The organism is Leeuwenhoekiella sp. CH_XMU1409-2, assembly GCF_037029365.1.
In the GTDB taxonomy this organism is placed as follows: Bacteria; Bacteroidota; Bacteroidia; order Flavobacteriales; family Flavobacteriaceae; genus Leeuwenhoekiella; species Leeuwenhoekiella blandensis.
Genome location: NZ_JAYMEI010000030.1, coordinates 1 through 12,764 on the forward strand (window position 1 = coordinate 1; position 12,764 = coordinate 12,764).

Here is a 12,764-nt window from a genome sequence, read left to right on the forward strand (position 1 = left end):
GACAAGCGTAAAAGAATGGCTTTTCATCGTTGTTGTGAATTGCTTTCAGAATACTAATTTTAGTGAGGATTCACAGGCCTTAAGCATTTCAGCCACTTTGCTATTTTGTTGTGAATTGCTTTCAGAATACTAATTTTAGTGAGGATTCACAGGATACCCGGCGTAAAAACCTGGTATCCTGTTTTTTATGGTGTTTTCTAGAAATAAAAAAATAGCCCTTATCAATAGGTCTCGACTGCGCTCGACCTGACATTTTCTTTCTTAAAAAAGTTCGAGTTGTTGGCTGGGAGCTTCCGTCTCCACTTCTTTTTGACCGTGAAAAAGCTCCATCATACCAAATTGCTTATCGGTGATTTGCATAATACAAATTTTTCCTTTTTTAGGAAGACTGTTTTTGGTACGCCTTATGTGTACACTGGCATTTTCCCTACTCGCACAAAAGCGCATGTAAATACTGAACTGAAACATGGCGAAGCCGTCATCGAGTAGGTTTTTACGAAAACGTGCTGCCGTTTTTCGTTCCCTTCGGGTTTCGGTTGGCAAATCAAAAAATACGAGTACCCACATACTTCGATATTGATTAAGTCGTGATAAATGCGCGTGTTCCAAAATAGTTTGGATTTTATAGTTTATTTATCGACCATCTGATTATAAGCTACTGATATCAGCTGAAATCAGGATATAAAATCTTTCGGCTGCTGCCTAGAAAACAGTCATATAAGCTGCTGGTGGTACGGCTCATAGCCACCATAAGCGGACTTTGCTTACCATCTATAACCACATCCATGGCCGGTATGGTCAGCAATACCGCTTTTAAATCCATCGTCAATTCTTCCAGGTCTTCACCGGCACGAACCATTTCATAAACCAGCCTATCTACAAAAGGCCTGTAGGGTTCCATCACATCATCGGCCAGGCAAAAAGCATTGTATTTGTTTTTATGAAAAATACCTACAGAAGGAAGCATCCCACTACTAACCAAAGCCCGTGCGGTTACAGCCCGTAAAATAGCATACCCGTAATTCAACAAATTGTTTGGTGCGACCCCTTTTTGATTCCGGCTGAAACCGGGGACTTCTTCAAACAGGTTTTGAAAATAATAAGCTGCGGCTATAGCCTCGTGATTCATTGTATCCCCACTTTTGACTTCAGTTACCCAGCGCTCCAGCTTTAGGCTATTTTTGCAGTGCAGGCTTAAATGCGCTGCCTGATTGGTGATTTTGGCCTGTACGGTCTGTTGCCACAGATTTTTCTTTAGTGGTACCCTCGCATTAAGCTGGTGCTTAATCCGTTCGGTCTGTTCGCTATGGCCCACCAGCGGTTGTAAGAAGGAACAGGGCAGGTGCTGCTTGTCACAAGTGACTACGGCAGTTTTGTTCTGCACCAATTTCATCAGCAGCCCGTTAGTAATGGTAATCTGCGGGTCTTCCAGCACGATGTAGCCCAAATCCTCGATGGGGATGGTCGCCTCTTCCTTATCTTCTTCAGGAAAATTTACCACCAGCTGCTCGTTGCGAGTGCTGAGGTAGGCAGGGTTGCCGAAAAAGAGGGTGCGTTTAATCATTCTTTAAATTTATTTTGCCTAAAATAGAAACCTCAAAGTCTATCCCTTCATAAAGAAAATTCCAGCTTTCTGAGGTATTCAATTTGAGTAAAGGGGTTTCGCCTTCTACTTCTATAGTTGATGCGACTTTTTTGAATTTATCCATTTCAGTTTTTATTTCTACAGCTTTTTCTTTACCTACAGTTCTGACAAGTCTTTCCATTCTGAAATCATCCCAGCTATTCATTTTGAATTTCCGTCTTTGAAAATCTTCATTTCGACTTTTGATATCATCGATAGACAAATCCTCAACGACTTTAGGTAAACCTAAACCCTTTTCATAGCTCCAAAGCAATTCGTCCTTTTTCTCCTTAACCAAATCATCTAAATCGTTGTCAGCAGTAGCTGTCAAATGATATTTGAGCCAAAGGCTCCCATTATCAATTTTAGAGATTTTATATAGTCTGTTTTTTTGAAATTTTGAGTCGTGTCGTTTTTCGTATTCTGCATCATTATTTAACACGATAAGATTTTGTCCTACTTTCAATAAAAGTTTTTTGTATTCCGATTTTTCAGGATAATATTTAGAAACAAAGAAATCGATATCAAACTTCCTTTTTTCCCTAAAAACTTCCGCAATTTGGTAGGCGTGAACTTGAAGTAATTGTCTTTGATTACTATTTGGTTCAAACAGCATTATGCCATAAGGAATAGAGCCACTTTCCGCATAATAAAAGTTCTTGTAGTCTTTATCGCTTCGAAAGTCTATTCTTTCTTTTACCTGCTTGCCTGCTTTTTTCTTTATACGAACGTGCCTTATGGCATTTCCCTGCCAATCCTTGATAGTTTTGCTGCCAAGTTGCTTTTCAATTAGTTTAGCCAGTGCAGGATCGACGATATCGTTTAGATTGGATTTATTGATCTTTTCGATGGGCTCGCGCTTTACATAAATAAATTCTTCATCTCCCTCTTTGTAAAGCCAGTCGGAATTATCCTCGTTTCGCTTTGGCCCGCCATCTTCATAACGCTCTACATCCCTGATTTTCCCCAAGAAAGAATCTTTAAATAGGGTAGCCCGGATGGTATCGCCTTGTGCTATTTTGGCATCGTACACAATATTTTGACCATTACGCTCCAAAATCTTCTTATTGCCATCTTCATCGACCTTAGGTTGAATCTTTCCTGCTTTCCGCACTTTTTTAAATGTCTGTGTGGTCACATTATCTTTTGTGTAGTTATACACCAATGTCTCATTTTCAACCGCCCTTTTTACTTTTTGGACATCGAAATCTGAATGGGGTGTATAGCTCAATTGTTTTCCTGATTCATCCCTGAATTTGTACATCTTCTTGACCAGCCTGTCCCTTCTTGACGCATTGGATGGGATATATGTGAGTACTGCGGCATCAATGGTGTGATGTGTATGCTTTGCCCTATCCTTTGGGTTATCCTTATCTTCAAGACCGAGCATTTTTCGGAAGTCTGCGGTCACGCTACCTTTTTGGACACTTACTTTATGAAAATAGGTTTTGAGGAACTCTCTTGAATATTTGCTGATGTTTTGCGTATCGGTTAGCTGGCGTTTTGCTCTTTTATCACTTACATCTTCCCAAGTGAACCTCTCTACCTTTTCTTTCCAATAGTCAAAGTGCATTTTAAAGAAATGTTTATCCTGTATTCGTGTATTTTTTGTTTTTTCATCTTCTACACCTTTTGGCTTTTGTCTTGATTCAAATGCAATTTTAAACCCATCCCTTATATTTTCCCATTGTTTCAATCTAGGCGCAATGGCGGTTCCTATTCCCTCAACATCCTTTTCAAAATTGGGCAGGTACAACGGAAATTCGGTTTTCTTGATATTAGTGTTGTAATCCTGAAAAGCAACGGTTTGGTTTGCCAATGTGTTATCGGGTAGGATTTTTCTAGGTATGGTATGCTCAATATTGATTGCGGTTGAAAAAAGCTGACTTATGGCGATCATCTTACCGGTGTACATACATTGCCCCTTTTGCTCCATCCAGAGTTCATAGCGTTTGATCGCATTGTTTTCTTTCAGTATGTCCTTTCGGTCGAGATTTTTTTGGGAATTGCCTTTTTCGTCGTTGGTTTCTTGAAAAACCTGCTCGTCCCATAATTCAAACTGATAAATGCTTTCTTCCACATTTAATGTTGGTTTTTCCTTGGTTTTATACTCCTTTAGAAACTCACGGATTTTATTTCGCTTTGACTCCCGCTGTTTTTGATAGCGTTCAATAGCAATTCGTTTATTATTATCGTTCAAATCACGGGCGATTTCAACCACGACTTCCGTATCCTTATCAATCTTTTCTTCAATAATTAGCTGGTTTACCAACTTTCGTAGCACGCTCATTGCTTTGTTGAACATGGGGTTTTTTATAGAATTGGTTTGTGCCAAAGACAATATCTCAATATCCGTATCTCGATATTTGATCGGAGAGCCGTAGATATTTTCTCTATTTGAATGATGATAAAGTGGCTTATTGAGATGAATACCATTTTTAACAAGCTTGTCTTTAAAAATATCCTGAAGGTTATCCCATTTTCTAAAGGCTCTATGGGAATCATAGAAGAATTCTTGGTACTCAAGGCCCACTTGGTTGATTAATTCTTCTTTATTCTCAAATCTCTTCCATTTCTGCTCACCAAAATGATTGCTGCAAGCTTGTTCAACAGCATTTTTATCGGAATCCTTAAGTGTGTAACTGAAATCTTTATGAGCAAAAAGATGATTTTCTTCACCATTATTAAAAGCCTCTACTTCGCCTTTGTATTTTTCTATGAGACTGTTTACAATGGTAATAATCCTCTTTCTTTCTCTGTAAACTTTATTGGCCTCATCTAAAAAGGAAACTATCTTATCCTTGTTTTTTTCAAATTCATCACCTAGAGCTTCAGGAATATTTGCTAAAAGAACCGCATCATTGTATAAATAGCCATCCTTTAAAAGCGGAATGATTTTCCTTAATACGTACTGACTCAGATTACCGTAACCTTGGGGTAAGTTATTCTTTATGATAACCAATGGCGAAACTTCGTAGGATTCACCTTTACTTTTTTTGATGAGGGGCTGTAGTTGAAGCTTTTCACTTCCAAATTTCTCAAGAGCGTCCTCATCAAACTCAGTTATATTATGCCAAATATCCAACACGGAGTATCCAAAATAATTTTTTGGCATTGTACTGATGGTGTATTGCTCGATCTGGATCAAATCTTGTTTTGCCGTGTCACCAAAAAGTTTTATAATGCTTTTGCAAAAAGGCATACCGGCAATAGTGGTTTCATACGTTTGCTTCTTGCTGTCTAAAGGATAGTTATAAATTTTCTTTTTTCCATAAAAGCGGTCTACCGTTTTTCTTACGTCTTCGAATTTGAAATTTTTGTCTTTTTTAAGGAATACAGTCTCATATAATTTATTCCGATAAGTTTGTGGCAAAAATTCAAATTCATCATCCTCAACTTTCTTTACTTTAATGGTATTGATGAATTGCCATGCGCGTGATATTTCGAATAAGGGATGGGATATTGCACAACGTCTCTTTTTTGGCTCTAGAGTACATTTTCCAATTGTTCCTTTTTGCGTTTTCAAAGGTTGCTGCCAGATGATGGCTTTGTGTACACCCCTTACAAACTCGTCTTCAAATTCTTTTTTTGTATTTTTTTTTAAAGAAAATCCCTGCTTCCCCAGAATATTTAGCAGCTCTTCTTCATATTCATCCCTGTATGGATAATTGTCTCTGGCCCTAATGTTTTTTTCTAGATATTCTTTTTGGAGTGCTTCTGCAATTGTTCTATGACTGGCAAGTGCCTCTTGAAAACCACTTTCCTTTCTCCTTTCAATCTGTTTTTTGGTCTCTTTATTGGTTTCGCCAATATCCTTAAAACCTCGTCGTTGGACAAGGTGATATAATGCCCTGCCCAATTCCATTGGTGTCAACTTCTCATCCAAAGCTTTTACTCGTAATTCGTATGGGTTTTTATAATTACTTCCATTGTTAAAACTAAAATTACAAGCGAGCCACTTCTTAAAATCTAGATTATCAGGAAAATTCTTTGACCTACCTTTTTTGTATTCTGACCAATTTTTGATTTCCTTTTCATCTAATGGAACCATTGAATGCCTTTTTAATTCATTAAGCACCAAAGTTTTACGATATTTTCTAGCTTTGATAGGATTTCTCTTTAATCTTGCTTCACGCCTATCTTTGGTCGGAGAGGAATAGCCAGATGTTCCTTTTACCATCCCTGAATTAAAAATTATGGAACCAAAATCTATAATTTCTTCTTGTTCTCGTAAGAACCACCCCAAAGAGGAAGAGCCTAAATCCAAGCCTAGTTTTTTCATATCATATTATTTTTTATATTTACAATCTGAAAGACAATTCACAATAAGGCCATAGAGCCACAGAGAAAATCTTAACCACTGCTTAGGTAGTGGTTTCTTTTTCTAAATATAAATGATAAACGCAATATCGTTTTACTGAATTCCGTAATATCTACTTATTTATTCAATTTTATTCCTAAAATGAACTTTTGAGCTCCAATGCGAAACTCTAAAAATCACCAAAAGAAATGATTTGGGTAAGGGGAATAAACCCCATTTTCCTCCATTCCGCAAAAAAGTTTCTCCCGAAATTTCGGGACGGTAAAAGCGGTTTATATAAAAATCTTGAACCCAATCCCGATCCCGAAACTTCGGGAGGATTAGGTTCGCTTGATTCAAGTGCACTATAAAACGAGTGCTCAAAAAGAGGCTGAGTCAAACTCAAAATACGACCAACGCACTTTTTTCAATCGCACCTTTCCTTTTCTCGAAAGAACTAAAATTTAGTTTGAGCCGCTTTGCATAACCAGGCTCCGCAGTCGCTCTTTTTATAAAAGCTTTCCTCAATACTAAATTTTAAATGGAGGTAATCGAAAAGGAAACGCGATGGCGCTATGGAAAGTAAATGGATGCTTAGAAGCAGCTATTTTTCGTTTGGGTGTATATTGAAATCTATCTGATGTGGAGCTTCTGTTTTTCTATCAAACTTCAAGAAAAACGCTCCAGATATACCAAGTAAATGGTTTTGATCTTCCATAAAATTTGAACGCATTTGATGTCAAAATTAATGCGGATTTTAATTGATAACTTAGGGTGTAAAAGTTATCATTTTGAGTAGCGAAGCGGACAAAAATGAGAAGCAAGAGGATAACCCGCTGCGCGAGGTTATATAGCTCATTTTTTATTTGTAATCAACTGTTTTAGAGCAAGTTATTTCAAATTTGTAAAGTGTTGAAAGCAACTGCTTTGTAGTAATTTTCCGTGAAACGTCTCTAAGCCCTTATAAACAGGGCGAGTAATTATCCTAATCTTTAAAAATCTAGTGATGCCTAAACGATTTTCCCGAATAAATTTTCACACCGAAACCGTGGAGCGCTTTAAAAACTATGCCCTAGCACATGATGCCAATTATACTGAAACCCTAGAGGCTCTTTTAGACTTTTTTGAGCGGAATTCCATCAGTCCGTTTGAGCCCTTTGATGATTCTAAACAGCGCTTGGAAACACTAATTAATAAACGGATGGATGGGGTAGAAGCTATTCTAAGAAGAATTGAAACCGAACAGACCAAACCGACCAAAGCACTATTGGATAGACTTTTTAATCAACAGGAAGAGAAACAACCCAAGTTTGTTGAACGGAAATTTAGGTAGAGGAATAAGTTTGTTCTAAGTTTATAATTCAACTCTTTAAATGTATAGTTCACTCACGTCTGTTGTACAAGTTTTTGCATTTTATGTTATTTATCTGTTCATAACACTCCCTGTTTGTTTAATCTTTTAGGGAAGGGTTGTATATGCTGCCTGCATTTAGTGAGTGCTATTAAAATACCTCACCTTGCGGGTGTACAAGCACCCTCAGACCCTAAGGGCCAATTATTTATTTTCGCATCAATCGATGAGTAATTCAATACCTGCTTTTTTGGCTTTGTATTCTATCTTCTTAGTCAATTCATAATAATTCCAGTTTCTAAGCACAAAACGTTCTTGCTGTGCGGCCTCGATCTTAGCTTCCTGATTGAGCAGAATTAAGGTGCCGGCTTGTTGTTTGATACAAAAATCAATGAGCTTTCGGCTGTACACATGCAAGCGGTTACTTACGTAGTTTTTTTCCAGTTCGTAAAATTTTTCTACTGCTTTAGTTTTGCGTTTAAAGCCTTTTCCAGGTCTGCAATAGGTGGCTCCGCTTTGGACTCTTTTTTGAGCAGCCTGCAGGGCTAGCCTTCTGTATAGAAATTCTTCTCTGTTACCAATACGAAGTGTAGCTTTTCCGGATTTCACAGTGATAGGATATTCAAGGGATAAAGAAGCTTCAGCAATTACTTCCGGTTTCAGGTTATGTATTTCTTTTTCGAATTCAAAGGTGGCTAACCAATAAATTTTTTGCTTCTTCAGTTGGATTCTAGAAGTACATAGTTTGATTTTGCCGGCGACTAACTGTTCCAGCAATTTTCGTTTATCGGTATGATCCTTCCCTAAATAGGTTTTTAAGGGAATGGAAAACAAACGAAAACAAAATGCTTTTTGGTCTTCTTTATAGGATAATCCATGAATGGCTACCGGCCCAAAAGGAAACGCGATATTCCTTTTAAAATTGGCAAGCGCGCGTTCTCCTTTACTATATTCCGGCAGGTTGTTACGAAAGTTATTGATTATGGTATTGTTCAGGTTGGCTAAAATGTTAGTAGGGATTTCCCCTTTAAAACGATCGGATACCACCCGGTAGGTACAGTTCATTTTTGACCTATTGAGCATGCCGTCTTCCGCTTTTTTTTCATCCGCTAACTTATAGCGTATTCCTTCTGATAAGTAAAAGAATTCTTTGACCCGTTCCTGTATGTACAGATGTGAAATAATGAGATTGGCTGCCCTAAAGCTTCTGTTCTGCCAGCGGTAGAGCGTGTCGTAGACCTCCTTCTTTTCCTCTTTGGTAGGCGCATTTACCTGTAGCTGGATCTTTCGGGTGAGTTTTATCGTTTCTTTTCCCATGACTAAGCGGATTGTTGTTGATCGCGTTTAAGCTGTAACAGTTTATAGGCAGCCATAAATTGCTGATGTACTTCCTGTATAGAAAGGTTTAGCTCCTTGGAAATGGCTGCAAAGGAATACTGCTTTTCTGTACGAAGCTGCAAGACTTTTTTCTGTTTGCGGGTCATATTATCCTGAGCCTCTAACGCCCGAATCGGTGTGGTTTCAGCTTCCGGTGTACTTCCATTAGTAATGATATTCTTAATATCTTGAATAGCACCTTTTACTTCGATACAGGTTTTGGCGGTGCTGGTTCCCATTGCCTGAGCAATAGCTTTATACTGAAAGCCATATTTTAAGCACAGTTCCACCAGAAGCTTTCTCTCACTGCTTAGTAAGGGAAGTACCCTTTGAATCTGGTTCAAAGCCCTCTGATCTGCTTCCTGTCTTTGTAGGTGTGCAGCTTCTTCATCCTCGTCATAGCCGCCTAAATAATCCTGATAATTCTCTAAACAGTCTAATCTGCTTAGGTTTCGATGAAACGCATTCCGGGGCTTGCTATACTGGTAAATGCACTCGCTTTTCATGACAAAGTGTACGAACGCATTTAGATGTTCTGGGGATTGTATGCGATCCCTTTTTGCCCATAAGATGAGAAAGGTATCCTGAAGAATATTTTCAACTGCATAGACATCCTTAAGTATGCTCCTGCCCATCCAGTAGACACTATGGTAATACTGCGTGTAAATCGCTTCAAATGCGTGTGGACAACCTTTTTTGAAGGCATTGTAGTGAGTATCAAGTTGAAATCGTTTCATAAGCTAAGGGTTCTGTATTTCGTTTACATTTTATTCTTTTTTAAGGGCTTTTTGGTGGTTATGCCAAGAACCGACTTCTAGGCATTTAGGCTCCTGAAAAGGCTTTATGGCGCGGTAACGCATCCTCTATACCTCGCGTAGCATCGTTTTTTAATACTTCATAGCTGTATTAGTTAAACCAATCGTTTGAGTTAAGCTCAAGCCTTCCCGCCGGACTCCAATCACAACCGGGAAGGTTTTTGAACTTAACAGCTTCTCTTTTTCTCAGACCCTAGGGGCTGCAGCACTTTTTTATGGCTAATTCACCGGTGTGCTTAAACCTACCCGGTATAAGCCCAAGCCACTGTTAAAGTGGCGTTTCCCACCCAACTACAGGTTACTTCGTAGGGAAGCAACCCATAACCCACGGGTGACTTAGCGGATGATTACGTGTACCCGTAAACACGTGCTTTGTGCATAGGTAGTAGTGCTTTTACTGTTAGTTAACTACAACTCATACAAGTTGCCGGCCACTATGGCCTATATGATGTAGGGGGGTAAAAAGGGTGCGAAGCTTGATAAAGAAGAATACAAAGGCTCTGAACGTGAAGTAGTGGGCCTAATACAAAAAGGCGCAGGTCTCAACTTATTGAATCAAGGTACTGGTATACCGCGCAACAATAAGCGAGAGCCCACGCCCGGGTCGTGAGCATCCCTGCTTATCCTCTCGTTGCTAAAAATTACCAGTTTTTGATTCGAGATTCAAAGCGAATGCTTCTAATATGTTATGCTAAGAAGTTTCGCAAATATATAATTATGAGTCAAATATAGTATTCTTTTATTTAATGCGGAAAATCTTCCGCATTAAATTTTGATTGATATTTTTCCTTTGTTATGTATGAACATCAATTTTCTCATAAGTAATGCCATTTCCGAATGGATTAAAGACGCCAAATCAAACCGAGATTTCGGACTTAATCATGACATTGATGAGAAAATTGTAAGAAGAATTCTTGACGAGAAGGAATATCGTATTCCCGTAGAGACACTTAAAAAGATTTGTGATGCGCGTCAAATAAAACTATCGGATTTTTTTAAACGTGTTGAAGAAAAATACCCGGATCTTAAGCCTTAAAAGCTCACCATATTTTCCTGTCTAACTATCTGTATAAGCTATCGACTTTTTCATTTTGGCATCTTAAAGCGATGAATTCTAATACTAAGCATTAGTCAATAGTTTTATCTTTCCAAATCGGTCCTTTTTCAGGCGTCGGGAGTTAAAAGTTAAGAAAATCTTAATTTTCTACGTTTCCAGAGGCGTTTTCATACACTCTTCATACTCTATCCTAGGGGATGCCTAGCCTTTGCCTAGGGGATGGTATACTCGTGCCGTGGGAATCTCCATTATTTTAAACGTTGCTCTTAGTCCGAGCATAGCTATACACTTTGGTTTCTAAATCCTGAAATTGTAATACACTCATATGAGATTAAGGAATTAGGTAAAGTACTTCTAAAAGAAAAGACTAGATTTATAAACACAACTTAAAAGTGTTGATATCCCGTAAATTTTGAGGGGATATGTATACATTTAGTGTTGATATAACGAGTTGTAAAACATTTACCTAAACCCAAAAACCTTTTCACGAAATCAAAATAACTGATTACCAAATTGAATTTATATTCAAAACACAAAACGAATAAATTTGAATAAACATCTACTATGAAATTGAGGACGATTTTACTTTTAACAGTTCTTTTATTCAGTAAAAACATTTACTCTCAAAAAAACAATAGAGAGAAAATCTATTTTACATCTGACAGTTTATCTTTTATTCATTTATTACCAAATCAAAAATTTGGTTTTATTTCATACAAAGGAGATTCGCCATTATCTTACTATAATGATGATAATCAAACAAAAGGACATATAGATGGTCCATATTTTACAATCAATGAATTTGGTTCTGGAGAATATTCGATTGAAAACGAAAAAATCCAATTGAATTTCATTAAACCAACACATTCGATTGATAGTATTTCAATCAAAGAAACTAAAAACTTAACTGATTCTATAAATGTTAAAATATCTTTCAAATCTTATTTGAATTCTGGTAATGATGACGGAATTGGAATTGGGAGCACTATAAAATCAAAGGATAGTTTAATAAGTATAAATACGATGTTTAAAAGTTTTTCATCATTCGTAGTTAAAAAAAGTAAACTTCCTTTAAAATTAATAATTAACGAAAAGTATAATTTAGAAATAATAAGCGACAAGGATCAAGATATTACTCTTTTTGTTAATGACTTTAAAAAATTCACAACTGACAATATTGAAACCAAAGTTTTTGAGTTAAATACTTTGACTGTACAAACGAACGAATAAAAAACGTTTTACAACAATGTATAACCGCAATTACGGCGGATTCGACTACGTCCGAATCCACTCGGAATTGCTAACATTAGTTCTTAACCGAAAATTATTAACTTTAAATCCGTAACTGACGGTTATACGAGACCGTTGTACACAAGCTATGAAAAGCCAACCGCACAAACAGCACATTTGGTTTTTCCGACCGCAAAAGCCAACGCTGAAAAAACCAAAAGAGCTGTTTTTTGCCAACGCTTGAATGAAATATGAAAAACCGTAATTGAAATTAAAATAATGAACGTATTTTAAAACAAAAAACTAAAATAGAAAATGGAAATAACCGAAAAGCTACTGACTGAATTACAAAACCGACTAAAAGTTGGTAGCCGAAGAGGTGTTCATCTAAATGCAATTACAGGACGTTCAAGATATAAATTTGACATTACTAGACTTTCGCATATTGACGAAAACCTTCCTCAAAATTTCATCAATGCTTTGCTTTCTGAACTTCCATTAAAATTTAAAGTAAGTTGGAAAGACAACGTTCCTGACCTAAATTCTTTGTTTGAAGAAGACCAAGCACAATTAGTTAGAATTACTAAATCATTCGAAAATCTTATCAATCAAACAGATGCAATTGAATCGGAGAAAGGAATAAATACTTTTGGATTTGGTTTCCCAATTCTTGTTCGTAGAGACCAATCTGATAACAAATTGACAGTTGCACCAATTCTAATTTGGTCATTACGAATCAAAAGAACTAAGGATTTTAATACTTGGGAAATTTTAAGAAATGATGAAGACCCAATTTACATCAACGAAGTATTAATTAACCATTTACAAAGCGATTCTAAAATTGAAATCGACCAAGTTTCGAGTGAATATATGGATGATGGTTTAATAGATAGAAACGAGCTTTTAGATATTTGTGTTAATCTTATGGAATCCTGGACTTGCAACAAAAAACTGGACTTTAAGTTGAGTGACTATGCTGCTAGTTTTTGATTATACATATCTATTTCAAA

At 37.0% G+C, this 12,764-nt stretch carries 9 protein-coding genes; 4 read left to right on the forward strand and 5 right to left on the reverse strand.

What is annotated here, in order from left to right:
* Nucleotides 1-261 precede the first annotated feature (261 nt).
* From cas2 to cas9, 3 genes are all read right to left on the reverse strand, one after another.
* Nucleotides 262-567 carry a CRISPR-associated endonuclease Cas2 gene (gene cas2 / locus WA338_RS18645; protein WP_336094519.1) on the reverse strand — a complete coding sequence of 102 codons (306 nt, stop codon included), beginning with the start codon at nt 565-567 and terminating at the stop codon, nt 262-264.
* A gap of 97 nt (nt 568-664) precedes the next feature.
* Nucleotides 665-1,564 (reverse strand): type II CRISPR-associated endonuclease Cas1, encoded by a 900-nt coding sequence (gene cas1, locus WA338_RS18650; protein WP_336094521.1) that lies wholly within the window; start codon nt 1,562-1,564, stop codon nt 665-667.
* The gene (gene cas9 / locus WA338_RS18655) at nt 1,557-5,906 is read right to left on the reverse strand and encodes a type II CRISPR RNA-guided endonuclease Cas9 (RefSeq protein ID WP_336094523.1); all 4,350 of its coding nucleotides are present in this window, start codon (nt 5,904-5,906) and stop codon (nt 1,557-1,559) included. The genes cas1 and cas9 overlap by 8 nt, the downstream gene beginning before the upstream one ends.
* A 1,024-nt stretch (nt 5,907-6,930) precedes the next feature.
* Between cas9 and WA338_RS18660 the strand changes: the two genes are divergently transcribed.
* On the forward strand, nt 6,931-7,257 hold the full coding sequence (locus WA338_RS18660) for a BfmA/BtgA family mobilization protein (RefSeq protein WP_336094525.1): 327 nt from the start codon (nt 6,931-6,933) through the stop codon (nt 7,255-7,257).
* 237 nt (nt 7,258-7,494) lie between these two features.
* On the opposite strand, the gene WA338_RS18665 is transcribed toward WA338_RS18660, so the two are convergent.
* Together WA338_RS18665 and WA338_RS18670 are read right to left on the reverse strand one after the other, a co-directional pair.
* Nucleotides 7,495-8,592: a hypothetical protein gene (locus tag WA338_RS18665; protein ID WP_336094526.1), complete on the reverse strand. Its 1,098-nt coding sequence runs from the start codon at nt 8,590-8,592 to the stop codon at nt 7,495-7,497.
* Nucleotides 8,593-8,594: 2 nt separating this feature from the next.
* Entirely contained in the window at nt 8,595-9,389 is a 795-nt protein-coding gene (locus WA338_RS18670) for an RNA polymerase sigma factor (protein WP_336094528.1), read from the reverse strand.
* A gap of 877 nt (nt 9,390-10,266) precedes the next feature.
* On the opposite strand from WA338_RS18670, the gene WA338_RS18675 reads away from it, so the two are divergent.
* The 3 genes from WA338_RS18675 to WA338_RS18685 all read left to right on the forward strand — a co-directional run bounded on the left by WA338_RS18675 (nt 10,267) and on the right by WA338_RS18685 (nt 12,744).
* Nucleotides 10,267-10,503, forward strand: a complete 237-nt coding sequence (locus WA338_RS18675) for a helix-turn-helix domain-containing protein (protein ID WP_009781469.1) — start codon at nt 10,267-10,269, stop codon at nt 10,501-10,503.
* A gap of 585 nt (nt 10,504-11,088) precedes the next feature.
* Nucleotides 11,089-11,754, forward strand: a complete 666-nt coding sequence (locus WA338_RS18680; protein WP_336094531.1) for a hypothetical protein — start codon at nt 11,089-11,091, stop codon at nt 11,752-11,754.
* Nucleotides 11,755-12,069: 315 nt separating this feature from the next.
* Entirely contained in the window at nt 12,070-12,744 is a 675-nt protein-coding gene (locus tag WA338_RS18685) for a DUF4011 domain-containing protein (protein ID WP_336094533.1), read from the forward strand.
* Nucleotides 12,745-12,764: the final 20 nt, after the last annotated feature.